Genomic DNA, 22787 nt, shown 5'->3' on the forward strand with positions numbered 1-22787 from the left:
GGCAATGCGGCGCGGCACTACCGCGACTGGCGCGACGGAGGAACCGGCGGCGGAAGGGGCTGCGTTGCCGGCATGGCGGCGTCCATGACACCCAGGCTGTTCATCCGGGCCTCGGCCACCTTGCGCATGAAGGTCTGCGCAAAGTCGTCGCTCATCCGCCAGCTGCCGTTGTCCTGCACGAAAGTGAATTCACCGGTGACCGGGATCGTGTTGTCGCCATTGCCCGAGAGGGCGCCGAGCAGGCGGTCGTTGTATTCGATGACCAGCGGGCAGACGTGGCCTGTGCCGCCTTCGACGGCCTTGCAGGGGCCGGTGAGTTCGATCTCGGCAATCTCGCGCGAGCGGTCGGGGTCGCGGGTCAGCAGGCCGGAGTCGGCGCGCTGGCGCAAGCGTTCCCTGGCCGGCGACGAGCGCATGCTGAGCGGGGCAGTGCCTTCGCGAAACGCCTTCTCCATGGCTTCGCGGCCGATGGGCTCGGCGTTGTAGAGCGGCTTGCCATCGGCATCGAGATGCCCGAAGCGGGCTTCGACGATGGCGACATCCGCACCCCGCACCACCATCTCGTCGCCCTTGGGCGATGCGGGTCCGATGGTGTAGGCCATCGATTCGGTGCTGTCGCCTTGCGTCATGAGGGCCACGCAGCCGCGCACGCGCTCCGGCTTGCGATAGCCGACCTCGCGCATGCTGCTGACCGAAGGCGTCTGGATGGAAGAGCGGCTGCTTGGGTCGAGGTTGCGCATGCGCACGTCCATGGCCGCGCGAATCATCAGGCTGTTCAGCGTCTTGCGCGTGGAGCTTGCGTCGCAGGCCGGCACGCTGGCCGGCGCAAAGATGTACCAGCCGAGCCCGCCCGCCACGACCAGCACGGTCAGGATGAACTTCCATGCACCGACCCGTCGGGTTCGTTGCGCCTGGTTTCTCCAGGCGCGCACGGCCTGCTCGTCGGCGTCGATCAGGACTTGCGCCTCGGCAACGATGCGCTGGCGCTCGGCGGCCATGGCAAAGGCCGGCTCGTTGGCCACCTGGGCACGGGTGGCCTCGTAGTCTTCTTTTTCGAGAAGGCCCTCGGTCACCAGCCAGGCCAGCGCGATGGCGGGCGCTGCGGGCACGGTGCTCAAGATGGGCGTTTGCTGCAACGCCTCGTCGCGCATCTCGGCGTCGATGAGCCCATCCTTGTAGAGCGATTCGATGGCCTCGTGCGTGATGCCGCGCCCAGCCAACTCGACGAGATCGTCGGCGTCGAAGGCCGTGCTTTCCGCGTCGTCCAGATTGGGGTCGGGGGGCGTGGCGGCCTCGAGCTTTTCGAGCGCCGCGTCCTGCTGCTCTTCAGTGACCAGGCCTCGCATGCGCATCCATGCCAGGGCGTGGGCCGGGCTTGGAAGCGGGGGCAGGGCGGTGGTCTCGGGATGGGCCAGCACGGCGTCGTGCTGCGCGTCGGTGATCAGGCTCTGCGTCAGCAGGGCCAGGAACGCATCCGGGTTGGCGTCAGAAGTCATGCGGGGATTCTGCCGTGGGTGCCATCGACTGCCTTGCCAGGAAAAGCGGACAAAAAAAACGCCGGCGGATGCCGGCGTTTTTTCTTCAGATCCGCAGGGGATCAGGGACGGGCAACCTTCCAGGCGCCGTTGGCCACGCCGTCGCCGGTGCGGTCACCAGCCTTGGCGTCTTTCGACCAGTAGTACAGGGGCCAGCCCTTGTAGGCCCACTGGCGCTTGCCATCTTCACGAATGATGATGGTGTAGCCGCCCATGGGCTTGGCGGTGTCGGCCACGCCGAGCGCGGGCCAGTTGGCGGCGCACTGGGCGTTGCAGGCGGAGGTGCCGGCGCCCGCGGTGTCCTTGGCGAAGGTGTAGAGCGTCATGCCGTTGGGGCCGACCAGCACGCCGTCGGCGGTGCGGGTGGGCGCGTCGGGCGCGCTGGCGGTCTGGGACATGCCGCCGCAGCCGGCGAGCAAAGCCGCAGCGAGGATCGAGGCGCTGAGCAATTTCATGCAGTTTCTCCTTCAGTTGATAAATCGCGAAAACAAGCCAGGTGATTGCGCGAGCCGGCAGTTTATGCGGTTGCTAAGACAAATCGCGGTAGGCCAGCGTCGCCAGTTTGAGCAAAACTTCTCGCGGCAGCTTGCCGGCGATGGCGTAGCCGAAGCCCTGGTCGACCCAGTAGAAGCTGGGCACCGGCCCTTCGGAGGCGAAACGGAAGGCGGTCTCGCGCGAAGCGGTGGCGCCCGCGGCCTGAGCGTCGAGGGTGCCGATGTAGAGCGTGACGCGCTCGCCGGCGGCGTTCTCGAACATGAATTGCGCACGCGCGCCGGTTTCTCCGGGCAACAGGCGGCCACCGACCAGCAGGTAGCCCTGGGTCGACAGGTCCGGCACCTTGAGCGGCCGGTCGAGGCGCTTGGAAAGCCACTGCACCAAATGCTGCTGCTCGCTGGCTGCCACCTCCACAGGGTGCCTCTTCTCCGGCGCATAGACGGCGTGTGCGACCGATGCGTCGTGCACGAACTCGCGCACGGCCGGGGCGCGCACCAGTTGGGCGCCGGCACGCGGCGCGGCGGACCACTGGGCATTGCCGAGCCATCCGGCGGCAAAGGCGACCAGCAGGCCGGCGGCCATGCCACCCCAGCGCAACCAGGCGCCGTGCCGGGCATGCCGGGGCAATTGGCGATCGAGCGTGTGGGCCAGCGACGCGGGAACGGGCGCGTCGAGCAGCTCGCCATGCAGCCGCCGCAAGGCATCGCGCTGGGTGTGCCACGCCGCCACCTTGGCGGCGATGGCGGGGTCGCGCGCCAACGCGTCTTCGACCGCGCCATGCCGGTCCGCGGGCAACTGGCCATCGACCCAGGCGTGCAGTTCGTCGTCGGTAGGGGGTGGAGCGGGGCGGTTCATGGGATGGCGGCGGTTTTCATTTGAGGCGGCGCAGGCCGGGGCGAACGGGCGCGGAAGCGCCGTCCATCAGCTCCTGCAGCCGGACACGGGCCCGCGAGAGGCGCGACATCACGGTGCCGGCGGGAATGCCCAGCACCTTGGCCACTTCGGCATACGACAGGTCTTCGAGCGTGACGAGCAGTAGCACGGCGCGCTGCTCTTCGGGCAACTGCATCAGGCAGCGCTGCAGGTCGAGGCCTGTGCCCTGATCGCGGCCCGGGTCGACGCCGCCGCGCAACTCCTGCGTCACGTCGTCGAGCGGCACCACGCTGTGCGGCGGCGGCCTGCGCCGCACCTGGCTCGCGAAGGTGTTGTGCATGACGGTGAAGAGCCATGCGCGCAGGTCGCTGCCCGCGACCCAGAGCCGCCATTTGCTGCAGGCGCGCTCGAGCGTGTCTTGCACCAGGTCATCGGCCGCCCACGCGTCGCCCGTGAGCGCCCGTGCATAGCGGCGCAGGCTCGGGATGTGCTCGGCCAAAAGGCGGGCGTCCATGGGCAGGCGAGGTGGGTGCGCAGTTGATCGTCGCTCAGGGCTTGGCGATCTTCCAGGTGCCATTGACGCCGTCGCCAGTCTTGTCGCCCGGCTTGGTGTCCTTGACCCAGTAGTAGAGCGGCCAGCCCTTGGCGGCCCATTGCTTCTTGCCGTCGTCGCGGGTGACGATGGTGAAGTCGCCGGCGGGCTTGTCGCTGTCGGCGGCCATGAAGGGCGGCCAGTTGGTCGCGCAGCCTCCGTTACAGACCGACTTGCCGTTGCCGGCCGTGTCCTTGTCGAAGGTGTAGAGCGTCATGCCGTTGGGGCCGACCAGCGCGCCGTCGGTGGGCTTGGGCTGGGCGAATGCGGGGAGTGCGAAGGCGCTGCCCAGCAGAAGGGTGGCAAGGCCGATGGAAGAAGCACGGAAAGGCGACATGGAAAGACTCCTGTGTGAGGGTTGGCATCGGCGATCCGATGACAACTGCACAAACGCCCGCGGCCGGCCTTTTATTCCATGGCCCGCGAAAAAAAAGATCTAGCGGTTGCGGCTCTTCATCGCGCGCTCGACTTCGCGCTTGCCTTCGCGATCCTTGATGGTGTCGCGCTTGTCGTGCTCGGCCTTGCCCTTGGCCAACGCGATCTCGCATTTCACCTTGCCGGCTTTCCAGTGCAGGTTGAGCGGCACCAGCGTGTAGCCCTTCTGCTCGACCTTGCCCATCAGCCGCTTGATCTCTTCCTTGTGCAACAGCAGTTTCTTGGTGCGGACCGAGTCGGGGTTCACGTGGGTCGACGCGCTCTTGAGCGGGTTGATCTGCAAGCCCACGACATACAGTTCGCCGTCGCGGATCACCACGTAGCCGTCGGTGAGCTGCACTTTGCCTTCGCGCAGGGACTTGACCTCCCAGCCTTCGAGGACCATGCCGGCCTCGAAGCGTTCTTCGAAGAAATAGTTGTACGCGGCCTTCTTGTTGTCGGCGATGCGGGAGGAGGTATCTTGTTTCTTTGTGGCCATGACTCGGGAATGTTGGGGCTGCATGGCTTCAATACAATCCGTCGCGCACGCTGCACCGATTCTATGAAAACAGTCAACAAGTCCGTCCTCATCTGGTACAGCGCCGAAGAGATGTATGCGCTCGTCACCGACGTGGCGAAGTATCCGCAGTTTCTTCCGTGGTGCGACAAGTCGCGGATCATCGAGCAGGACGAGGCCGGCATGACGGCCGAAGTCGGCCTGTCCTTCGGCGGATTCCACCAGAGCTTCACCACCCGCAACACCCACGTTCCGGGGCGCGAGGTGCAATTGAAACTGGTCGATGGGCCGTTCTCCAACCTCGATGGCACCTGGAAGTTCGTGCCTGTCGGCGAGCAGGGCGAACGGGCCTGCCGCGTCGAACTGCACATGAGCTACGGCTTCAGCAACTTCGCGCTGCAGGCGCTCGTGGGACCGGTGTTCGACACCATCGCGTCCAGCTTGGTCGAAGCCTTCGTCAAGCGCGCCGAGCAGGTCTACGGCGCGACCTGATCGATGATCGAGGTCACGCTGAGTTGCTCGCCCGCGGCGCGCGAGGTGTTCGAGCAGGTCCTGCGGCTCGCACCCGGAGCGACGCTGGCAGACGCAGTGCAGGCCAGCGGGCTGGCCTCACGTTTTCCGGCGCTGGATTGGCGCCATGCGATGACGCCGGGCATCTGGGGCCGCGCGGTCGAATGGGACCAGGCGTTGAAGGACGGCGACCGCATCGAGCTGTGCCGCCCCCTCAAGGTCGATCCGAAAGTGGCGCGCCGCGAACGCTTTCAGCGGCAGGGCGCGCGGGGCACGGGGCTTTTTGCGAATCGCCGCAAGGGTGGCAAGGCAGGGTACTGACGGCCCCTCCGTCGAAGGCTATTTGCAGTCGCTGTCGATCACGGATTGCAGGCGCTTCTGCTCTGCGGCACGGGCCGTGTCGTCCATGATCTCGCGCTCGCCCTGTGCATTGACCTTCGCGATGCGGATGCCGCTGTCGACCGTCGCCTTGCCTTGGCGGGCGAGTGCGCAGTTGTCGGCCTTGGCCTTGGCGAGCTTGGCGGCTTCCGCGGCTTCCTTGGCCTTTTGCTCGGCTTCGGCCTTCTTGGTTTTCTCTTCTAGGTCCTTGTCGACCCCGCTGGGCTTGGGCGCCGCCGCGTTTTCGCGTGCCTTGGCTGGTGCAGTGCCAGCGGCATCGGCCGCCGGGGCCTCGCCGCCGGATGCATCGAAGGTTGCACGCGCCGGCGGTGGCGAGCCTGCGCGGCGCAGGATGTTCTTTTCGGGAACGTCAGGCGGCGGGGCCTGGTCGCTGAAGACCTTCTTTCCGTTCTTGTCGATCCATTGCCATTGCGCGCTCGCGGAGAGCGGCATCGCAACAACACATCCCAATAGCAGCCAGTGCACGAATTTCATCCCCGAAGTTTAGCGGGGCCTTACTTTTTGCAACATCCGGATTGGGCGCTTTTGCAACGGTCCTGAAAGTCCCGCGCCAGCGAACTGGCCGGCCCCCTCGTTACAATCCGTCTTTTGGAGCTTCACCCATGCGCCTTCTCGGCAAAGCGCTCACCTTCGACGACGTGTTGTTGGTGCCAGCGTTCTCCCAGGTCCTGCCCAAGGACACCTCCCTCGCCACCAAGTTCTCCCGCAACATCACGCTGAACCTGCCGCTCGTCTCGGCGGCCATGGACACCGTGACTGAAGCCCGCCTCGCAATTGCCATTGCGCAAGAGGGCGGCATCGGGATCGTTCACAAGAACCTCACCGCGCAACAGCAGGCCGCCGAAGTGGCCCGCGTGAAGCGTTATGAATCGGGCGTGCTGCGCGATCCGGTGGTGATCACGCCGACGCACTCGGTGCGCCAGGTGATGGCACTGTCGGACCAGCTCGGCATCTCGGGCTTCCCGGTGGTCGATGGCGGCAAGGTTGTCGGCATCGTGACGGGGCGCGACCTGCGCTTCGAAAACCGCTACGACGTGCCGGTCAGCGAAATCATGACCCAGCGCGAGAAGCTCATCACCGTGCCCGACGGCACCACGCTGGCCGAAGCCAAGGCGTTGCTGAACAAGTACAAGCTCGAGCGCCTGCTGGTCATCAACAGCGACTGGGAGCTCAAGGGCCTGATCACCGTCAAGGACATCACCAAGCAGACCAGCTTCCCCAATGCAGCACGCGACGCCAGCGGCCGCCTGCGCGTGGGCGCGGCGGTCGGCGTGGGTGACGGCACCGAAGAGCGCGTCGAAGCGCTCGTCAGGGCTGGCGTCGACGCCATCGTGGTCGACACCGCGCACGGCCACAGCGCCGGCGTGATCGAGCGCGTGCGCTGGGTCAAGAAGAACTACCCGCAGGTCGACGTGATCGGCGGCAACATCGCCACCGGCGACGCAGCGCGCGCGCTGGCCGACGTGGGCGCCGATGCGGTCAAGGTCGGTATCGGCCCCGGCTCGATCTGCACCACCCGCATCGTGGCCGGCGTGGGCGTGCCGCAGATCATGGCGGTCGACAGCGTTGCCACCGCGCTGCAGGGCACGGGCGTTCCGCTGATCTCCGATGGCGGCGTGCGCTACTCGGGCGACATCGCCAAGGCGATTGCCGCCGGTGCCAGCACCGTGATGATGGGCAGCATGTTCGCCGGCACCGAAGAGGCGCCAGGCGAAATCGTGCTGTACCAGGGCCGCAGCTACAAGAGCTATCGCGGCATGGGCTCCATCGGCGCGATGCAGCAGGGCAGTGCCGACCGGTACTTCCAGGAATCGACCACCGGCAATCCCAACACCGACAAGCTGGTGCCCGAAGGCATCGAAGGCCGCGTGCCCTACAAGGGCTCGATCGTCTCCATCGTCTACCAGATGGCCGGCGGCGTGCGCGCCAGCATGGGCTACTGCGGCTGCGCGACCATCGAGGACATGCAGAACAGGGCCGAGTTCGTCGAGATCACCACGGCCGGCATTCGCGAAAGCCACGTGCACGACGTGCAGATCACGAAGGAAGCGCCGAACTACCGCGCTGAGTAAACAGGGCCCCACGCGCCCCCACTGCGTGTGGGGCGCTGCCCCCGAGGGGGCGCAGGCCGCTTTGGGGCGGCCCGGCGCCGGCCTGAAGCCCATTCTGGCCAGACCTTGAAAGTCAGGCCAGACTCGGTTTAGAATTTAGGCCAGATTCAAATTTTCTGGCCCAAATGCAATCCATCGGCATCGCCGAAGCCAAGAACAACTTCTCCGCCCTGATCGACTCGGTCGAAAAGGGGGAGGAGGTTCGCATCACCCGCCACGGCAAGGAAGTCGTGCGCATGCTGCCGGTGCGCCGCAAGCCGGTCATCACCGACGAGCAGATCGAGCGCGAACTCGGCCAGATCGACGCGCTCCACGCCACCATCCGGCCGGGCCTTTCGGTGCGTGCATTGCTCGACGAGGGGCGCCAATCGTGACAGCCTTCGTCATGGACGCTTCCGTCACCGCCGCTTGGCTGCTGCCCGACCAGGCCAGCGAACACACCCGCAAGCTCTACGCCGCCATTCGCCGCGACGAGGTCGAGCCGCAAGCGCCCAATGCCTGGCAATGGGAGTGCGCCAACATTCTTGCCAATGGCGTGCGCAGCGGCCGCATTCCGTCGTCCGCGGTCGAAGGACTGTGGAGCGTGCTCGATGCCATCCGCCACCGCGTCGAGCTGCACGAGCTTGCACCGGCGCAGCACAAGGCCGTGCTGGCCGTGGCCATCGACGCCGGCGTGTCGCTCTACGACGCGGGTTATCTCTGGCTCGCCAAGTCGCTCAATCTCCCGCTCGCCACCTTCGACGAGCACCTCATCAAGGCCGCGCCCCAGGCGGGCGTCAAGCTGTTCGACATTTCAACGCTCTGAGTCCTTTCGCCATGCAACACGACAAGATCCTCATCCTCGATTTCGGCTCGCAAGTCACCCAGCTGATCGCACGCCGCGTGCGCGAAGCCCACGTGCTCAGCGAAGTCCATCCCTGCGACGTCACCGACGAATGGGTGCGCGAATACGCCGCCGACGGCCACCTCAAGGGCGTGATCCTTTCGGGCAGCCACGCCAGCGTGTACGAGGAAACCACCGACAAGTGCCCGCAGGCCGTGTTCGATCTCGGCATTCCCGTGCTCGGCATCTGCTACGGCATGCAGACCATGGCGCACCAGCTCGGCGGCAAGGTCGAAGGCGGCCACAAGCGCGAGTTCGGCTTCGCGGCCGTGCGTGCCCATGGCCACACCGCGCTGCTGAAGGACATCGCCGACTTCACCACGCCCGAAGGCCACGGCATGCTCAACGTGTGGATGAGCCACGGCGACAAGGTCACCGAACTGCCGCCGGGCTTCAAGCTCATGGCCAGCACCGACAGCTGCCCCATCGCCGGCATGGCCGACGAGGCGCGCCGCTACTACGCGGTGCAGTTCCATCCCGAAGTCACGCACACGGTGCAGGGCAAGGCGATCCTCGAGCGCTTCGTGCTCGGCATCTGCAACGCCAAGCCCGACTGGGTCATGCGCGACCACATCGCCGAAGCGGTGCAGAAGATCCGCGAGCAGGTGGGCGATGAAGAAGTCATCCTCGGCCTTTCGGGTGGCGTCGATTCGAGCGTGGCTGCCGCGCTCATCCACCGCGCCATCGGCGACCAGCTGACCTGCGTGTTCGTCGACCACGGCCTGCTGCGCCTGAACGAAGGCGACATGGTCATGGAGATGTTCGAAGGCAAGCTGCACGCGAAGGTGATCCGCGTCGATGCGAGCGAGCTGTTCCTCGGCAAGCTCGCCGGCGTGAGCGACCCCGAAGCCAAGCGCAAGATCATCGGTGGCGAGTTCGTCACCGTGTTCAAGCAGGAAGCCGCGAAGCTCAAGGCCGGCGACGGCGGCCACAAGGGCGCGACCTTCCTGGCGCAGGGCACGATCTACCCTGACGTCATCGAGTCGGGCGGTGCCAAGAGCAAGAAGGCCGTCACCATCAAGAGCCACCACAACGTAGGCGGCCTGCCCGAGCAGCTCGGCCTGAAGCTGCTCGAGCCGCTGCGCGACCTGTTCAAGGACGAAGTGCGCGAACTGGGCGTGGCGCTCGGCCTGCCGCCCGAGATGGTGTATCGCCATCCGTTCCCCGGCCCGGGCCTGGGCGTGCGCATCCTGGGCGAAGTGAAGAAGGAATACGCCGACCTGCTGCGCCGCGCCGACGCGATCTTCATCGAGGAGCTGCGCAACTTCAAGGACGAGACCGGCAAGACCTGGTACGACCTCACGAGCCAGGCCTTCACTGTGTTCCTGCCCGTGAAGAGCGTGGGCGTGATGGGCGATGGCCGCACGTACGACTACGTCGTCGCGCTGCGCGCCGTGCAGACCAGCGACTTCATGACCGCCGACTGGGCCGAGTTGCCCTACGCGCTGCTCAAGAAGGTGTCGGGCCGCATCATCAACGAAGTGCGCGGCATCAACCGCGTGACCTACGACGTGTCGAGCAAGCCGCCGGCGACGATCGAGTGGGAGTGAGTTGCCGTCCCTCGGGGACATCGCCAGCCATCGAGAAAAACTGACGTGACGTGTTGATCCGTAAAAAGCGTCACGGCAGTTATCGATGGCCGTTGCCAGCGAGCCAGCCAGCCAGAGAAACAGGTAAGCATCGAGACGTTTGCAGCTAAGCGCACTGCCTCGTCATTCGAAGTCAGTCACGAATCAGTATTCGCGCCCACCATCTTCGACATCGCGCTCGATACATGGGCCATTGAACGGCCTCGACGCTTTGCGCTTTTCTGCGTGGGTTCGCCGAACTCACATTTACCTTGGTTTCAACTCAAGCTGGAGCACATCATGGGCATTCTGAACACACTGGAAGAAGTCGCTGGCGCAGTCGTTGCAGTCGAGGGCCTGAAGAAGGTCGATCCGAATGCTTCGCTCCTGGGCGAGGCGGCTGCCGCCGTGGCGGGCTACAAGGGCGTCGAACTCGTCAAGGAAAAGCTCGACGAAAAGATCGAAGGCGACGGCACCAGCCCGGATCAGCCTGCCTGATCCGACGATCTCGGCCGGGTCGACAAAGAACCGGCCGCGCTATCTGGACAAGAGCTCCCCGAAGCTTCAGCCCGCACTCATCAGCAGTGTCTTGGGTTCCAGGTACGCGTTCATGCCCCAGCGGCCCATCTCGCGCCCCAGTCCCGAATGCTTGAAGCCGCCGAAGGGCGCGCTTGGCTCGTGGGCCAGGGTGTTGACGAGCACACGGCCCGCATCGATCTGGCGCGCCACGCGTTCGCAGCTTTCCGGGTCTGTGCCCAGCACCAGGGCGCTCAGGCCATAGTGCGTGTCGTTGGCGATGGCGATCGCATCGGCTTCGTCCTCGTAAGGGATGATGGTCAACACGGGGCCGAAGATTTCCTCGCGCGCGATGCGCATCTGGTTGTTGGCACGGGTAAAGAGCGTGGGCTTCACGAACCATCCGGCATCCAGGCCATCGGGGCGGCCTTCACCACCTGCCAGCAAGGTCGCACCTTCTTCCTGCCCGAGGCGGATGTAGCTCTGCACGCGCTCCCATTGCTTCTTGCTCACCATCGGGCCGATGTCGGTGTCGGCCTGACGCGGGTCGCCGGACTGGATGTGCGAGACCGCCTCTTTCGCCACCTGCTCGAACTCGGCCAGCCGGCTGCGTGGCACCAGGATGCGCGTACCCGCAATGCAGGCCTGGCCGCTGTTCATGAACCCTGCCTGGAGCACCAGTGGCATGACCGCGGCGAAGTCCGCGTCGTCGAGCACCACGGTGGGTGACTTGCCGCCCAGCTCCAGCGTCACGCGCTTCATCGTGGCGGCGCCCGTGGTCACCAGGTGCTGGCCCACTGCTGAGGAGCCCGTGAATGAGATCTTGGCGATGCCGGGATTGCGCGCAATCTCCTCGCCGACCACTTCGCCGCGGCCGTTGACGATGTTGAATACGCCCGGGGGCAGGCCGGCTTCGTGCAGCGCTTCGGCCACGATCTGCGTCTGCAGCGCGCTCATCTCGCTGGGCTTGATGACGACGGTGCAACCGGCCGCCAGCGCGGTGGCCAGCTTGTTGCAGATGAAGCCCGCATTGCTGTTCCATGGCGTGATCAGGCCCGCGACGCCCACGGGTGTCTGGATGACCTTGGCCGCGCCGGCCTGTTCCTCGAACGCGTAGGACTCCAGCGCCGCGATGGCCTGGGCAATCACGTCGGCAGGGTAGGTTGCCATCCAGAGTCCGCGCACCGAAGGGGCACCGTATTCCAGCAGTACAGCTTCCATCAGCGCGTCCTTGCGCGCGGCCACGGCCCGGTGCATGCGTTGCAGGGCCGCAATGCGCTCCTTGCGCGTGGTGCGCGACCAGGCCGGGAATGCGGCCTGCGCCGCCGCGATGGCGCGCTGCGCGTCTTGCGCATCGCCCAGCCGGACCTGGCCGATGACTTCCTCGGTACTCGGGTTGTGCAGGTCGAACCATTCCTTGCCGTGCGGCGTGACGAATTCGCCGTTGATGTAGATGTGTTCAATGCGTTGCATGGTGGCTCCGTAGGGGTTGATGGAGCGAAGTCTAGGAATGGTTTATTGTTCTGATAAGCCGTCTTGTGGCTTATGAGGTATCCCTAAATTCAGAACAATCCATGCACAGAACAGGAATGACCGAACTGGAAGTGGTGCTGGCCGTCGCGCGCCGCAACAGCTTTCGCGGCGCAGCGCAGGAGCTGGGCATGTCCACCACCGCCGTGAGCAGCGCCGTGGCCGGGCTGGAGGCACGCCTGAAGGTGCGGCTGTTCAACCGCTCGACGCGCAGCGTGGCGCTCACCGACGCCGGACGCCGCTACATGGAGCGGATCGCCCCGGCCCTGGCCGAAATCCAGAGCGCGGGCGAAGAGGCCGGCACCGGTGTCGACGTGCCCAGCGGCACGCTGCGCATCAACGCGCCGCAGGGCGCGGCATCCTTGCTGCTGGAGCCGCTCTTTCTGCAGTACGCGCAGCGCTATCCCGAAATACGCATCGACATCGTGAGCGAGTCGCGCATGATCGACATCGTGGCCGAAGGCTTCGATGCGGGCATCCGCCTTGCCGAATCCGTGCCGCAAGACATGATCGCCGTGCCGCTCTCGCGCGACATCCGCATGCGCGTGGTGGCAACGCCCGAGTACCTGAAGCGCCACGGCACGCCCAGGCACCCGCGCGATCTGCTCCAGCACCAGAGCATCGGCATGCGCATGTCGCACGGCGGCATCTATCACTGGGAGCTGGAAAAAGGCGCCCAGAAGCTGCAAATGGACCTGCCCGTGCGCCTGGCGCTCAACGAACTGCCGGCCATCAAGAAGGCGGTGCTGCTCGGGCTGGGTATCGGCTTCATCTCCGAGTGGTTCATCGAAGAAGAGCTGAAGACCGGCGCGTTGGTCCCGGTGCTGATGCCGTGGTGCCAGTCGTTCGGCGGGCTGAGGCTGTACTACTCAGGCCATCGCTTCGTGCCGGCGCGGCTGCGTGCGCTCATCAGCCTTGTTCATGAACTGGGCCTGGCCGGAGCGCCGTTGCGAGGCGCTCAGGCAGATCGCAGCGGTGGCTAGGCGCAGGACCCCGAAAGAACCGATTCGGACTCTCGCACGAGAGACGCGACAACGCGCCGTCACCAACCGATGACGGCGCGTGTCATTGCCAAAATTGAAGGCTTAGAAGTTCGCCTTCAGACCCACCGAGAACATGCCGCCCTTGGCCTGCTTCGACACCTTGCCAAAGTAGTCGTAGTCCGCCGTCACCGACAGGTTCTGCGTCACGCGGTATTCGGCGCCGAAGCCCGCCATCACGCCGGTGGAATTGCCCGAGATGCGCTGGTAGCTCGGCGCCCACTTGTCGCCACCGGAGACGCTGCCGCGTGCAAGGCCCAGGCGGCCGTTGAGGGCGAAGGAATCGCCGAGCGGCAGGCGGGCCGTGGCGGCCGCATAGAAGGCGCTGCCGGTGCCACCCTGGTGGCTCGAGATGCCGTTCACCGCGGTCCATTGGCTCACGCGGCCCAGGCGCGCATAGCCCACTTCCACGCCGAAGGTTTCCGTCAGCCGATAGCCGCCGTAGAACTTGTAGGCGGTGCCGGACTTGCTGTTCTTTTCGCCGCCCCACGGCACGGGAATGCTGTTCGTGCCCGACAGGCTGTAGCTCGAGCGGCCGATGGCGCCGCCCACGTACAGGCCGGTGTCCTGGTTGGGGCCGGCCGCGTAGGCGCCGATGGAAGCGGTGCCGAGGATGAGGGCTGCGAGGACGGTGCAGGCTTGCGTTTTCGTCAAGATGAAATTCCTGGTTGGAGTCGTTGAAATCGATCGACTGACCGCATGAAGAGCCATGCCGTCAGCGCTCGACAATTCTCAAATTCCAAGCTGAAGGCGAGCTTGACGCTTGCTGAAGGTCTCATGAATGTTGCCGGCCATGCGCGATGATCGAGGGATGTCCGAACAGCTTCTTCTTCCCGGTATCGATCCCCCGCCGCGGCCTCTGCCGCGCAGCCGAAAAAACAACAAGCCGCAGCGCAAGGAAGCGCTGCCGCACGCGCTCTTCTTCGCCATCCTCCCGAGTCCCGAAGACGCCGCATCCATCGCGGCGCTGGGCGCATTGATGGACTCGCGCCATGTGCTCAAAGCCACGCTGGTCGATGCGCCGCGCCTGCATGTCACGCTGCACGACCTGGGTGAGTACGCGGCGGTGCCGCAAGACAAGGTGGCGCTCGCGCGAGCCGCCGCAGCGACGCTTCAAGCACCGGCCTTCGACATCGAGTTCGACCGGGCAATGAGCTATGCGAAGGGCGCGCTCGTCCTGTGCGGCAACGAAGGGACGGGCGCGCTTGCGCAATACAGGCAGCGGCTGGGCGAAGCACTGGCGGACGCGGGCTTCAAGCCGACACGCGCCTTCACGCCGCACATGACGCTGGCTTATGCGCGCCGCAAGCTCGAGCAGCACGCGACCGACCAGCCGGTCCGGTGGCGCGCCGGTTCCCTGGCATTGATCGACAGCCATGTGGGCCAGGGCATCCACGAGATCCTGGCGCAATGGCCGGCCGCGCCGAACCCCGTGGAGGCCTGACGTGAGCGAGCCGCTGCTGGTTTGCCTCGACGTGGACTACCGCGCCGACACGGCAGTGGCCGCCGGCGTCTGGTTCCGTGGGTGGGCCGCGACGCATGAAGAAACGCAGGCCATCGCCGGCTTCGGCGAGGTCGCCGCGTACGAGCCCGGCGAGTTCTATCGCCGCGAATTGCCGTGCCTGCTCGGCGTGCTGCACGAAGGGCCGGCGGCCGACATAGTCATCGTCGATGGCTACGCGACGCTGGGGCAGGGCCACCCGGGGCTGGGCGCGCATCTGTATGAGGCGCTGGGGCGCAAGGTGCCCGTCATCGGTGTCGCCAAGACCGCCTACCGCAGCGCGAGCGATGCAATCGAGGTGCGGCGCGGCGAGAGCGGATCGCCGTTGTTCGTGACCGCCGTCGGGATCGACGTGGCGCTCGCCGCGCAGGAGGTGCGCCGCATGCATGGCCCGTACCGCGTGCCAACGCTGCTGCGCGCGGTCGACCAACTCGCACGCCAATCGGCGATGCCGGAGCTTCCCCGTCCCGAGGGCTAACCGCCGTCCGCGAAGTTGTCGAACAGCAACCCGCGCAGCCACTGGTTGCCCGGGTCGCGGTGCACCTTCGCGTGCCAGAACAGGTTGATCGCGATCTGCGGCAGCGCCACCGGGTGAGGGCGCCACACCAGCCCGAAGGGCTCGGCGATGCTCTGCGCCAGCCGCTCGGGCACCGTGGCGATCATTCCGCTCGAATGCAGGATGTGGCCGATGGCCACGAAGTGCGGCACGCGCAGCCGGATGCGGCGGTGGATGCCCTGCGCGGCCATCACGTCGTCGGCCTTGCCGTGGCCCGTGCCTGCCGCCTGCACCTGCACGTGGTCGGCCGCGCTGAAGTCCTTGAGCGACACGCTGCGCTTGCGCGCCAGCGGATGCGCGCCCGAGAACAGGCACACGTAGCGCTGCAGGAACAGCCGCCGCTGGAACACGCCCGCCTTGAGCTGTGGCAGAAGGCCGATGGCGATATCGACGTGGCCGGCCTCCAGCTCGTCGCGCAGGTTGGTCGAGGTGTTGTTGCGCAGCGTGCTGATCGTCACGCCCGGCGCCGCGAGCGACAGCGCTTCCATCAGCCTGGGCGTGAAGTAGATCTCGCCGATGTCGGTCATGGCGAGGGTAAAGCTGCGCGTGCTGGTGGCAGGGTCGAACACCACCTGCTGGTTGAGCGCCGTGTGCAGCGCGCCCATGGCATAGGCCACCGGCTCGGCCAGTTGCAGCGCGAAGGGCGTGGGCTCCATGCCGCGCGCGGTGCGCAGGAACAACTCGTCGCCCAGCAGCTTGCGCAGGCGCGCCAGCGCGTTGCTGATGGCAGGCTGCGAAAGCCCGAGCGATTCGGCCACCGCCGACACGCGCTTCTCGGCCAGCATGCGGTCGAACACCAGCAGCAGATTGAGGTCGATGTCCTTGAGCTGCATGGCAAACCTTTATTCATGCCAGTGATGGAGAGGATTCACCGAATTCTATTGGTCAATCTGCATCGGCCGCGCATCATCCGCTCCCAGAGACAAGCCGGCCACGACGCCGGCGCAAAGAGAGCCCGACGATGGACCTGCACATTCACCCCCTTGCCCGCACCCTCGAGGTCCGCCCCGGCGCGAACCTGCTCGAAGTGCTGCGCGAGCACCATGTGCCGGTGTCGTACAGCTGCATGTCGGGGCGCTGCGGCACCTGCCGCTGCAAGGTGGTGTCGGGCCAGGTGCTCGACGGCGGGCAGGACGCGATCCGGCCGGACGGGCAGGGCGAGCGCTACGTGCTGGCTTGCCAGAGCACGCTGACCGAAAGCTGCGCCATCGAAATTCCCGAGCCCGATGAGGTTGTGGTGCATCCGGCGCGCATCCTGAAGGCGACGGTCATCGGCATCGATGTGCTCACGCACGACATCCGCCGCCTGCGGCTCAAGCCGAACAAGCCGCTGGAGTTTTCTCCGGGCCAGTACGCGCAGCTGCAGTTCGCGCCCGACCTGGCACGGCCGTATTCGATGGCGGGCCTCAGCCGCGATGCGGAGCTTGAATTCCATGTGCGCAGGGTGCCGGGCGGCCGCGTCACGGCGCACATCTTCGAGCAACTGCGCGTGGGTGATTCGGTGCGGGTGAGCGGCCCGCTCGGCACCGCCTACCTGCGCACCAAGCATCGCGGCCCCATGCTCTGCGCCGCGGGCGGCACCGGGCTGGCGCCGATTCTTTCCATCGTGCGCGGCGCCATCGCGGCAGGGCTGACGCAGCCGATCCACCTGTACCTCGGCGTGCGCTCCGATGCGGACGTCTACGGCCTGCAGGAACTGCACGAGCTGCAGTCGCAGCACCCCGGCCTCGACGTGCACGTGGTGGTCGTCACGGGCCCCGCGCGCGACAACCAGCGGCTGGGCCTCATCACCGATGCGATCCGCGCCGACTGGCCGGGCAAGCTCGACGGCTGGCGCGCCTACCTCTGCGGCTCGCCGCCGATGGTCGAGGCCGTGACCCAGCTGGTGCGCGCCCGGGGCCTTGCGCCCGAGCAGACCCATGCCGATGCCTTCTACCTGCAAGGCACCTGAAGAACAGACAGAAGAGACCGACCGACAAGAAAAGGAGACCCGCGATGACCACGCAAGCCGTGTTCCCCATCGAGCTGCGATGGGAGAGCGACAAGACCAGCCGCATCCCCTTCATGGCCTACACCGACGAGGCGCTGCACAAGAAGGAGCTGCAGCGCTTCTTCTATGAAAAGCACTGGTGCTATGTCGGCCTCGAAGCCGAGATACCGAACCCGGGTGACTTCAAGCGCACGACCATCGGCGAGCGCTCGGTCATCCTGTCGCGCGACGAAGCGGGCGAGATCCATGTCTTCGAGAACGTCTGCGCGCATCGCGGCATGCAGTTCTGCCGCGAGCGCCACGGCAACAAGAAAGAGTTCGTCTGCCCGTACCACCAGTGGAACTACACGCTCAAGGGCGACCTGCAGGGCGTGCCATTTCGCCGTGGCGTCAAGCAGGACGGCAAGGTGCACGGCGGCATGCCGGCCGACTTCAGGACCGAAGACCACGGCCTGAACAAGCTCAGGGTCGCGTCGCGCGGCGGCGTGGTGTTCGCGTCGTTCGACCACGGGATCGAATCGTTCGAAGACTTCCTCGGGCCCGACATCCTTCACTATTTCGACCGCCTGTTCGATGGCCGCAAGCTCACCATCCTCGGCTACAGCCGCCAGCGCATTCCGGGCAACTGGAAGCTGATGCAGGAGAACATCAAGGACCCGTACCACCCGGGCCTGCTGCATACGTGGTTCGTGACCTTCGGCCTCTGGCGCGCCGACAACAAGTCGGAGCTGAAGATGGATGCGCGCGGCCGCCACGCCGCCATGATTTCCACGCGTGGCAGCGCGGGCAAGGCCGCGCAGGTGACGCAGGTGTCGAGCTTCAAGGAAAGTATGCAGCTCAAGGACCCGCGCTTTCTCGACATCGTGCCCGAGCCCTGGTGGGGCGGACCGACCGCCGTGATGATGACGCTGTTCCCCAGCCTGATCCTGCAGCAGCAGGTCAACAGCGTGTCGACGCGGCACATCCAGCCGGTGGGCCACGACGCCTTCGATTTCGTCTGGACGCATTTCGGCTTCGAGGACGACACCGAAGAAATGACGCAGCGCCGCCTGCGCCAGGCCAACCTGTTCGGGCCGGCCGGCTTCGTGTCGGCCGACGACGGCGAGGTGATCGAGTTCTCGCAGGAAGGCTTCGAACAGAAGCCCTATCACCGCACGCTCGCCGAACTGGGCGGGCGCGAGGTCGAGAACACCGACCACATGGTGACCGAGACGCTGATTCGCGGCATGTACCGCTACTGGCGCGAAGTGATGGAGGCGGCATGAAGCTCGACGCCAACGCCTATCTCGAACTGGCCAGCCTGTACGCGGCCTATGCCCACGCGGTGGATTCCGGCAAGTGGGACCTGTGGCCCGCGTTCTTCATCGAGCAATGCAGCTACCGGCTGCAGCCGCGCGAGAACCACGAGCGCAACCTGCCGCTGGCCACGCTGTCCTTCGAGAGCCGGGGCATGCTCGAAGACCGCGTCTACGGCATCCAGGAGACGCTGTTCCACGACCCGTACTACCAGCGCCATGTGGTCAGCCTGCCGGTGGTGCATTCGGTGGACGCCGATGGCGCGATCCACAGCGAGGCCAACTACGCGGTGTTCCGCACCAAGCTCGACGGGCCGTCCACCGTGTTCAATGTCGGCCGCTACATCGACAAGGTCGTGCCGACGCCCGAGGGCCTGAAGTTCGCTTCGCGCCTGTGCGTCTTCGACAGCGAAATGATCCCGAACTCCATCATCTATCCCATCTGAGCCATGCAAGAAAAAGAACCAGAGACCCACGGTGCGCCATTGCGGCGCTTTGTCGACCCCACCTACAAGCCGCTGTGCAGCAACCTCGCCGAGGTGCGCGAGAACATCGATGCGCTCGACCGCAAGATCGTCGCGTTGCTGGCCGAACGCGGCCGCTATGTGAAAGACGCCGCGCGCTTCAAGCGCGATGCCTTCCAGGTGTCGGCACCGCAGCGCCAGCAGGAGGTGATCGACAAGGTGCGGGCGCTGGCCGAGAGGGAGGGCGCCTACCCGGAGGTGGTCGAGGCGGCCTATCGCGTACTCATCGCGGGCTTCATCGCACGCGAGCAGCAGGACCATTTGGGCATGGTCGATGTGGAGGCCAGGCCATGAGCGCGGTCCGCATGCTGCCTCTTGCCGTCGCCGCGCTCTTCGCTGTGGCCGGCGCCCACGCGCAACAGGAATGGCCGCAGCGCCCCGTGCGCATCGTCGTGCCGTTCGCGGCCGGCTCGTCGCCCGACATCCTGGCGCGCATCGTCAACGACAAGCTCTCGGCCCGCATCGGCCAGCCGCTGATCGTGGACAACAAGCCCGGCGCCGGTGGCAACACCGGCACCGACCAGGTCTCGAAGGCCTCGCCCGACGGCTACACCTTTCTGCTGTCGGTGAATGCGCCGCTGGTCTACAACACCATCCTCTACAAGAACCTGCCCTACGACCCGTTCAAGGACCTGGTGCCGGTGTCGCTCGCCGCGACCACGCCCAATGTCTGCGTGGTGTCGAATTCGATGAACGTCGATTCGGTCAAGGGCTGGCTGGCGGCGATGAAGCAGAACCCCGGCAAGTACAACTTCGCATCGACCGGCAACGGATCGATCTCGCACCTGGGCGTGGAGCTGATCAAGCTGAAGACCCAGTCGTTCGCGGTGCACATTCCGTATGCGTCGTCGGGGCAGGCGGTCACGGCCATCATCCAGGGCGACGTGCAGTACGCCTGCCTGCCGCCCGTCACGGTGATGCCGCAGGCCAAGGCCGGGCGCCTGAAGGCGCTGGCCGTCACCTCGGCCGAGCGCTCGGCGCTGCTGCCCGATCTGCCCACGCTGCGCGAATCGGGCTTGCCCGACATCCAGGCCGTGCCGTGGTTCGCCTACATGGCGCCCAAGGGCACCTCGCCCGAGATCGTGCAGCGCATGAGCCGCGAGATCGCGGCGGTGCTGAAAGACCCGGAAACCCAGAAGCGCCTGCACACCGCGTACTTCGATGGCGTGGGCAGCACGCCCGAAGCGCTGGGCAAGTTCATGGGCGAGGAACTGCGCCGCTGGAAGCCGGTGATCGAACGCGCGGGCATCAAGGCCGACAACTGAGCGAAGGACAAAGAACATGAGCACGATGACCTGGGTCGACGCCGCGGCGGTCGATGACGTTCCCGCCGACGACGTCGTCGGCATCGAGGTGCAGGGCAGGGACATCGCCCTGTACGGCACCGAAGACGGCATCCACGCGACCGACAACATCTGCACGCACGGCCATGCCCGGCTGTGCGACGGCTTCCTGGAGGGCCACGAGATCGAGTGCCCGCTGCACCAGGGGCGCTTCGACGTGCGCAGTGGCAAGGCGATGTGCGCGCCGCTGACCGAAGACCTGCGCAGCTACCCGGTGAAGATCGAGGGCGGCCGCGTCTTCCTCGCCTTCGAGGCCTGAAAGGCGAAGGCCGCACGATCTGTTCCGCATCGGGCCGGCACGATCTGTATCTGTTTTCCGGCAGGGCCGGTGGCGACAATGACGCTCCCTTTCATGGAAGCCATATGACGACAGTGCAAAGCCGCGACCAGATCGCCGACCTCATCGCCTCGGAACTGGGCCACAGTTTCGAGGGCGACATCATTGCGGGCGGGCACTACGTGCCCCTCGTGCGCGACGGCCGCACGGTCTACCTGAGCGGACAGGTGCCGCGCGTGGGCACCACGGTGGTCGTCACTGGCCGCGTCGGAGACCAGGTGTCGCTGGCCAAGGCGCAAGAGGGTGCGCAGATCTGCGCGCTGCGCAGCCTGGCGCTGCTGCGGCGCGCGCTGGGTTCGCTCGATGCGGTCGAGAAGGTGCTGCGCGTCGGCGTGTTCGTGCAGTGCACGGCGGACTTCACGCAGCAGAGCGAGGTGGCCGATGCGGCGTCCGACCTGCTGCACCGTGTGTTCGGCGATGCCGGCGTGCACGTGCGCACGGCGGTCGGTGTCTATGCGTTGCCGAAGAACGCCACGGTCGAGGTCGAGATGACGGTGGCCGCGAAGGCCTGAGGCGCCGGGCGCCTAGGCGGCCTGCGCTGTCTCCGCCCCTTGCAGGCGGCGCGAAGGCTCCGCCTGGTGCAGGTACACCGCGAAGGTGTCCCACGGCAGCGGAAGAGACTGCTGCCTCATGAGTCGCCCGACCTCGCCCCGGTGGTAGCCACCATGGGTGGCGACATGGGCCAGCATTTCTTCGCGTGACATGAAGCCCTTGTCGCCATCGGTGAAGACGAAGGGCACGCGCTCGGCCAGCAGCTCGGGCGTCATCGTTTCCAGGTAGTCGAGGTACCAGCGGTCCAGGGCCGTCACCGCCTTGCGCAGGTCTTTCAGCGTTGGCGTGTGCTCGGTGTTGTCGGCGGAAAAGTCGTGCTTCCTGCCGACGAGATGGGCCGCGAATATCTGGTTCACCACGAGGCAGTGGTTGACGAGCCGGATGGCCGCGTGCCGCGCATCTGCATGCACTGCAGGGTCGAAGGCTTCCATTCGATCCAGCAGCTCATCGTGGGCCCATGCCTGGTAGTTGAAGAGGGTGCGAAGCAATGCCGGCGCGCTCATGACAGGGGTGTCCTTTGGATCGAGGGAAGGTCATGCTACGTGAATAGGATTCCCTGTCTACCCCCTGCCAGAGCCCGACTAACGCGGTGGCAGGCTCACGATGTCGCGCGCCAGCTGCGCAATGGTCAGCGGCGCGCAGCCTTCGGCGTTGTTGCTCACGGTGACGAAGGCGTTCTGCCCCGCACGGGTGGTGCCGACGATCACCTTGGCCAGTGCCGCACGCGTTTCCGGATCGGGATCGATCACCTTGTCGAACGGGCCGTAGAGCTTTTCCGCGTCTTCATATCCGAAGCGGCCGTGGCGGCGGTGCAGGTTCCAGCGGCACACCAGTGGGCCGGGCCAGAGCGCGCGCAGCATCGGCAACTGGTCTTCGATGGGCGGCATCTTGGCGTGCAGGCCCATGCAGAAGGTGGCGCGCACGCTGCGCAGCATGTCGGCGAAGGCGGGGCACAGCAGTTGCGGATCGCGTACTTCGACAGCAATCACCGCATCGGGCGCGACGGACGTCAGGTCGGGCAGTGACTCGAGCATGGCGGCGATGCGCCCGAGCAGCGCGGGCTGGTCGGCCAGCAGATGCCCGGGGATCGGGCTCAGCTGGAACACCAGCACGCCGATGCGATGGCCCAGCCCTTCGAGCGCGGGCAGCACGAACTCCTGCCGCGCGATCTCGCTGCTCAGGAACACCGGGTTGGCCTGCATGCCGCGACCGCTTTCGTCGCGCACGGTGGCGTCGGTCACCAGGCTCGGTGCTTTGACCACGAAGCGGAAGTCGTCGGGCACCATGGCCGCGTAGCGCGCGTACTGGCTCGCGGTAAGGGCGCGGTAGAAGTTGCGGTCCAGGCTCACGGTGCGAAACAGCGGGTGCTTGGCCAGCGCCGACAGGCCGTTTTTCGACAGCACGGTCTCGGCGTATTCGCCGTCCCACACGAGGTTCGCCCAGCCGGGGTAGCTCCACGACGAGGTGCCAAGCCGCAACCGAGGCGGAAGCGCGGCGGCCAGCTCGACCAGCGCCGGATCGGTCGGCGCGGGCTCGACGGTGGCGGCGCGCGATTTCTTCCTTGCGGGCGGTTCGGCTCCGGCTTCCGGGCCGGCGGGCGGCGATGCCGCGGGCACCTCTTGCGGGCGCGGAAGATCGGGAAAAAGGGAGTCCTGCACTTCACTCATGTCTGGGGCCGCATTCTCGGCCAACATCGAACCGGCCCG

The 22787-nt window shown here is 66.3% G+C and carries 29 protein-coding genes; 17 read left to right on the top strand and 12 right to left on the bottom strand.

Annotated elements, in window-relative coordinates; all coding sequences use genetic code 11:
- Positions 1–17 precede the first annotated feature (17 nt).
- The 6 genes from ACGLHS_RS05945 to smpB all read right to left on the bottom strand — a co-directional run bounded on the left by ACGLHS_RS05945 (position 18) and on the right by smpB (position 4408).
- On the bottom strand, positions 18–1496 hold the full coding sequence (locus tag ACGLHS_RS05945; protein WP_394477717.1) for a hypothetical protein: 1479 nt from the start codon (positions 1494–1496) through the stop codon (positions 18–20).
- Positions 1497–1597: 101 nt separating this feature from the next.
- Complete coding sequence (locus ACGLHS_RS05950) at positions 1598–1990, bottom strand: ATP-binding protein (RefSeq protein ID WP_093239571.1); 393 nt, start codon at positions 1988–1990, stop codon at positions 1598–1600.
- A 73-nt stretch (positions 1991–2063) separates the two neighbouring features.
- Positions 2064–2885 carry an anti-sigma factor family protein gene (locus tag ACGLHS_RS05955; RefSeq protein WP_394477720.1) on the bottom strand — a complete coding sequence of 274 codons (822 nt, stop codon included), beginning with the start codon at positions 2883–2885 and terminating at the stop codon, positions 2064–2066.
- A gap of 16 nt (positions 2886–2901) precedes the next feature.
- Positions 2902–3417: an RNA polymerase sigma factor gene (locus tag ACGLHS_RS05960; RefSeq protein WP_394477722.1), complete on the bottom strand. Its 516-nt coding sequence runs from the start codon at positions 3415–3417 to the stop codon at positions 2902–2904.
- 34 nt (positions 3418–3451) lie between these two features.
- On the bottom strand, positions 3452–3832 hold the full coding sequence (locus ACGLHS_RS05965) for a hypothetical protein (RefSeq protein ID WP_394477724.1): 381 nt from the start codon (positions 3830–3832) through the stop codon (positions 3452–3454).
- Between the two features lie 99 nt (positions 3833–3931).
- Positions 3932–4408, bottom strand: a complete 477-nt coding sequence (gene smpB, locus ACGLHS_RS05970; protein ID WP_093239577.1) for an SsrA-binding protein SmpB — start codon at positions 4406–4408, stop codon at positions 3932–3934.
- Between the two features lie 63 nt (positions 4409–4471).
- Between smpB and ACGLHS_RS05975 the strand changes: the two genes are divergently transcribed.
- Positions 4472–4918: a type II toxin-antitoxin system RatA family toxin gene (locus ACGLHS_RS05975; RefSeq protein WP_394477727.1), complete on the top strand. Its 447-nt coding sequence runs from the start codon at positions 4472–4474 to the stop codon at positions 4916–4918.
- 3 nt (positions 4919–4921) lie between these two features.
- Positions 4922–5257, top strand: a complete 336-nt coding sequence (locus ACGLHS_RS05980; protein WP_394477729.1) for an RnfH family protein — start codon at positions 4922–4924, stop codon at positions 5255–5257.
- 18 nt (positions 5258–5275) lie between these two features.
- Here the strand turns inward: ACGLHS_RS05980 and ACGLHS_RS05985 are convergent, their stop codons facing one another.
- The gene (locus ACGLHS_RS05985) at positions 5276–5809 is read right to left on the bottom strand and encodes a DUF4124 domain-containing protein (RefSeq protein WP_394477731.1); all 534 of its coding nucleotides are present in this window, start codon (positions 5807–5809) and stop codon (positions 5276–5278) included.
- A gap of 128 nt (positions 5810–5937) precedes the next feature.
- On the opposite strand from ACGLHS_RS05985, the gene guaB reads away from it, so the two are divergent.
- From guaB to ACGLHS_RS06010, 5 genes are all read left to right on the top strand, one after another.
- A complete protein-coding gene (gene guaB, locus ACGLHS_RS05990) occupies positions 5938–7407 on the top strand; it encodes an IMP dehydrogenase (RefSeq protein ID WP_093239583.1) in 1470 nt (489 codons plus the stop codon).
- A gap of 164 nt (positions 7408–7571) precedes the next feature.
- Complete coding sequence (locus tag ACGLHS_RS05995; RefSeq protein WP_394477734.1) at positions 7572–7820, top strand: type II toxin-antitoxin system Phd/YefM family antitoxin; 249 nt, start codon at positions 7572–7574, stop codon at positions 7818–7820.
- An 11-nt stretch (positions 7821–7831) separates the two neighbouring features.
- Positions 7832–8251 carry a type II toxin-antitoxin system VapC family toxin gene (locus tag ACGLHS_RS06000; RefSeq protein ID WP_093239586.1) on the top strand — a complete coding sequence of 140 codons (420 nt, stop codon included), beginning with the start codon at positions 7832–7834 and terminating at the stop codon, positions 8249–8251.
- 11 nt (positions 8252–8262) lie between these two features.
- Positions 8263–9879, top strand: coding sequence for a glutamine-hydrolyzing GMP synthase (gene guaA, locus ACGLHS_RS06005; protein WP_093239588.1), 1617 nt, complete (start codon positions 8263–8265; stop codon positions 9877–9879).
- Positions 9880–10197: 318 nt separating this feature from the next.
- Complete coding sequence (locus tag ACGLHS_RS06010; protein WP_394477737.1) at positions 10198–10395, top strand: hypothetical protein; 198 nt, start codon at positions 10198–10200, stop codon at positions 10393–10395.
- A 66-nt stretch (positions 10396–10461) separates the two neighbouring features.
- Here ACGLHS_RS06010 and ACGLHS_RS06015 read toward each other — a convergent pair whose 3' ends face one another.
- Positions 10462–11886, bottom strand: a complete 1425-nt coding sequence (locus tag ACGLHS_RS06015) for an aldehyde dehydrogenase family protein (RefSeq protein WP_394477739.1) — start codon at positions 11884–11886, stop codon at positions 10462–10464.
- A gap of 116 nt (positions 11887–12002) precedes the next feature.
- On the opposite strand from ACGLHS_RS06015, the gene ACGLHS_RS06020 reads away from it, so the two are divergent.
- Entirely contained in the window at positions 12003–12926 is a 924-nt protein-coding gene (locus ACGLHS_RS06020; RefSeq protein WP_394477741.1) for a LysR family transcriptional regulator, read from the top strand.
- Between the two features lie 102 nt (positions 12927–13028).
- Here the strand turns inward: ACGLHS_RS06020 and ACGLHS_RS06025 are convergent, their stop codons facing one another.
- Positions 13029–13637 (bottom strand): porin family protein, encoded by a 609-nt coding sequence (locus tag ACGLHS_RS06025; protein ID WP_394477743.1) that lies wholly within the window; start codon positions 13635–13637, stop codon positions 13029–13031.
- Between the two features lie 157 nt (positions 13638–13794).
- Here ACGLHS_RS06025 and ACGLHS_RS06030 point away from each other — a divergent pair, with 157 nt between their 5' ends.
- Together ACGLHS_RS06030 and ACGLHS_RS06035 are read left to right on the top strand one after the other, a co-directional pair.
- On the top strand, positions 13795–14427 hold the full coding sequence (locus ACGLHS_RS06030) for a 2'-5' RNA ligase family protein (RefSeq protein ID WP_394477745.1): 633 nt from the start codon (positions 13795–13797) through the stop codon (positions 14425–14427).
- Between the two features lies 1 nt (position 14428).
- Positions 14429–14962, top strand: a complete 534-nt coding sequence (locus ACGLHS_RS06035; RefSeq protein ID WP_394477747.1) for an endonuclease V — start codon at positions 14429–14431, stop codon at positions 14960–14962.
- Here the strand turns inward: ACGLHS_RS06035 and ACGLHS_RS06040 are convergent.
- On the bottom strand, positions 14959–15873 hold the full coding sequence (locus ACGLHS_RS06040) for a LysR family transcriptional regulator (protein ID WP_394477749.1): 915 nt from the start codon (positions 15871–15873) through the stop codon (positions 14959–14961). The two genes, ACGLHS_RS06035 and ACGLHS_RS06040, sit on opposite strands and share 4 nt — an antisense overlap.
- A 128-nt stretch (positions 15874–16001) precedes the next feature.
- Between ACGLHS_RS06040 and ACGLHS_RS06045 the strand changes: the two genes are divergently transcribed.
- The 7 genes from ACGLHS_RS06045 to ACGLHS_RS06075 all read left to right on the top strand — a co-directional run bounded on the left by ACGLHS_RS06045 (position 16002) and on the right by ACGLHS_RS06075 (position 21041).
- On the top strand, positions 16002–16991 hold the full coding sequence (locus ACGLHS_RS06045) for a 2Fe-2S iron-sulfur cluster-binding protein (protein ID WP_394477751.1): 990 nt from the start codon (positions 16002–16004) through the stop codon (positions 16989–16991).
- Between the two features lie 44 nt (positions 16992–17035).
- On the top strand, positions 17036–18295 hold the full coding sequence (locus ACGLHS_RS06050) for an aromatic ring-hydroxylating dioxygenase subunit alpha (RefSeq protein WP_394477753.1): 1260 nt from the start codon (positions 17036–17038) through the stop codon (positions 18293–18295).
- Positions 18292–18771: an aromatic-ring-hydroxylating dioxygenase subunit beta gene (locus ACGLHS_RS06055; RefSeq protein WP_394477755.1), complete on the top strand. Its 480-nt coding sequence runs from the start codon at positions 18292–18294 to the stop codon at positions 18769–18771. The genes ACGLHS_RS06050 and ACGLHS_RS06055 overlap by 4 nt, the downstream gene beginning before the upstream one ends.
- Before the next feature lie 3 nt (positions 18772–18774).
- Positions 18775–19143, top strand: coding sequence for a chorismate mutase (locus tag ACGLHS_RS06060; RefSeq protein ID WP_394477757.1), 369 nt, complete (start codon positions 18775–18777; stop codon positions 19141–19143).
- Positions 19140–20114, top strand: coding sequence for a Bug family tripartite tricarboxylate transporter substrate binding protein (locus ACGLHS_RS06065; RefSeq protein WP_394477759.1), 975 nt, complete (start codon positions 19140–19142; stop codon positions 20112–20114). Before ACGLHS_RS06060 ends, ACGLHS_RS06065 begins: the two co-directional genes overlap by 4 nt.
- Positions 20115–20130: 16 nt before the next feature.
- Positions 20131–20451 carry a non-heme iron oxygenase ferredoxin subunit gene (locus ACGLHS_RS06070; protein ID WP_394477762.1) on the top strand — a complete coding sequence of 107 codons (321 nt, stop codon included), beginning with the start codon at positions 20131–20133 and terminating at the stop codon, positions 20449–20451.
- 104 nt (positions 20452–20555) lie between these two features.
- Positions 20556–21041, top strand: a complete 486-nt coding sequence (locus ACGLHS_RS06075; protein WP_093239607.1) for a RidA family protein — start codon at positions 20556–20558, stop codon at positions 21039–21041.
- A 12-nt stretch (positions 21042–21053) separates the two neighbouring features.
- Here ACGLHS_RS06075 and ACGLHS_RS06080 read toward each other — a convergent pair whose 3' ends face one another.
- Together ACGLHS_RS06080 and ACGLHS_RS06085 are read right to left on the bottom strand one after the other, a co-directional pair.
- Entirely contained in the window at positions 21054–21584 is a 531-nt protein-coding gene (locus ACGLHS_RS06080; protein ID WP_394477764.1) for a DinB family protein, read from the bottom strand.
- A gap of 78 nt (positions 21585–21662) precedes the next feature.
- A complete protein-coding gene (locus tag ACGLHS_RS06085; protein WP_394477766.1) occupies positions 21663–22748 on the bottom strand; it encodes a DUF72 domain-containing protein in 1086 nt (361 codons plus the stop codon).
- Positions 22749–22787: the final 39 nt, after the last annotated feature.

The sequence above is a fragment of the Variovorax sp. VaC1 genome, from assembly GCF_043658315.1.
In the GTDB taxonomy this organism is placed as follows: domain Bacteria; phylum Pseudomonadota; class Gammaproteobacteria; order Burkholderiales; family Burkholderiaceae_C; genus Variovorax.

Bases quoted from the DNA above. Each gene is read 5' to 3' on its own strand.
- ACGLHS_RS05975 (WP_394477727.1), top strand. From the start codon at position 4,472: ATGAAAACAGTCAACAAGTCCGTCCTCATCTGGTACAGCGCCGAAGAG.
- ACGLHS_RS06045 (WP_394477751.1), top strand. From the start codon at position 16,002: ATGGACCTGCACATTCACCCCCTTGCCCGCACCCTCGAGGTCCGCCCC.
- guaA (WP_093239588.1), top strand. From the start codon at position 8,263: ATGCAACACGACAAGATCCTCATCCTCGATTTCGGCTCGCAAGTCACC.
- ACGLHS_RS05995 (WP_394477734.1), top strand. From the start codon at position 7,572: ATGCAATCCATCGGCATCGCCGAAGCCAAGAACAACTTCTCCGCCCTG.
- ACGLHS_RS06065 (WP_394477759.1), top strand. From the start codon at position 19,140: ATGAGCGCGGTCCGCATGCTGCCTCTTGCCGTCGCCGCGCTCTTCGCT.
- ACGLHS_RS05985 (WP_394477731.1), bottom strand. From the start codon at position 5,809: ATGAAATTCGTGCACTGGCTGCTATTGGGATGTGTTGTTGCGATGCCG.
- ACGLHS_RS05980 (WP_394477729.1), top strand. From the start codon at position 4,922: ATGATCGAGGTCACGCTGAGTTGCTCGCCCGCGGCGCGCGAGGTGTTC.
- ACGLHS_RS06030 (WP_394477745.1), top strand. From the start codon at position 13,795: ATGTCCGAACAGCTTCTTCTTCCCGGTATCGATCCCCCGCCGCGGCCT.
- ACGLHS_RS06015 (WP_394477739.1), bottom strand. From the start codon at position 11,886: ATGCAACGCATTGAACACATCTACATCAACGGCGAATTCGTCACGCCG.
- ACGLHS_RS06085 (WP_394477766.1), bottom strand. From the start codon at position 22,748: ATGAGTGAAGTGCAGGACTCCCTTTTTCCCGATCTTCCGCGCCCGCAA.
- ACGLHS_RS05955 (WP_394477720.1), bottom strand. From the start codon at position 2,885: ATGAACCGCCCCGCTCCACCCCCTACCGACGACGAACTGCACGCCTGG.
- ACGLHS_RS06000 (WP_093239586.1), top strand. From the start codon at position 7,832: ATGGACGCTTCCGTCACCGCCGCTTGGCTGCTGCCCGACCAGGCCAGC.
- ACGLHS_RS06010 (WP_394477737.1), top strand. From the start codon at position 10,198: ATGGGCATTCTGAACACACTGGAAGAAGTCGCTGGCGCAGTCGTTGCA.
- guaB (WP_093239583.1), top strand. From the start codon at position 5,938: ATGCGCCTTCTCGGCAAAGCGCTCACCTTCGACGACGTGTTGTTGGTG.
- ACGLHS_RS06070 (WP_394477762.1), top strand. From the start codon at position 20,131: ATGAGCACGATGACCTGGGTCGACGCCGCGGCGGTCGATGACGTTCCC.
- ACGLHS_RS05945 (WP_394477717.1), bottom strand. From the start codon at position 1,496: ATGACTTCTGACGCCAACCCGGATGCGTTCCTGGCCCTGCTGACGCAG.
- ACGLHS_RS06055 (WP_394477755.1), top strand. From the start codon at position 18,292: ATGAAGCTCGACGCCAACGCCTATCTCGAACTGGCCAGCCTGTACGCG.
- ACGLHS_RS06060 (WP_394477757.1), top strand. From the start codon at position 18,775: ATGCAAGAAAAAGAACCAGAGACCCACGGTGCGCCATTGCGGCGCTTT.
- smpB (WP_093239577.1), bottom strand. From the start codon at position 4,408: ATGGCCACAAAGAAACAAGATACCTCCTCCCGCATCGCCGACAACAAG.
- ACGLHS_RS06020 (WP_394477741.1), top strand. From the start codon at position 12,003: ATGACCGAACTGGAAGTGGTGCTGGCCGTCGCGCGCCGCAACAGCTTT.
- ACGLHS_RS05950 (WP_093239571.1), bottom strand. From the start codon at position 1,990: ATGAAATTGCTCAGCGCCTCGATCCTCGCTGCGGCTTTGCTCGCCGGC.
- ACGLHS_RS05960 (WP_394477722.1), bottom strand. From the start codon at position 3,417: ATGGACGCCCGCCTTTTGGCCGAGCACATCCCGAGCCTGCGCCGCTAT.
- ACGLHS_RS06075 (WP_093239607.1), top strand. From the start codon at position 20,556: ATGACGACAGTGCAAAGCCGCGACCAGATCGCCGACCTCATCGCCTCG.
- ACGLHS_RS06050 (WP_394477753.1), top strand. From the start codon at position 17,036: ATGACCACGCAAGCCGTGTTCCCCATCGAGCTGCGATGGGAGAGCGAC.
- ACGLHS_RS06040 (WP_394477749.1), bottom strand. From the start codon at position 15,873: ATGCAGCTCAAGGACATCGACCTCAATCTGCTGCTGGTGTTCGACCGC.
- ACGLHS_RS05965 (WP_394477724.1), bottom strand. From the start codon at position 3,832: ATGTCGCCTTTCCGTGCTTCTTCCATCGGCCTTGCCACCCTTCTGCTG.
- ACGLHS_RS06080 (WP_394477764.1), bottom strand. From the start codon at position 21,584: ATGAGCGCGCCGGCATTGCTTCGCACCCTCTTCAACTACCAGGCATGG.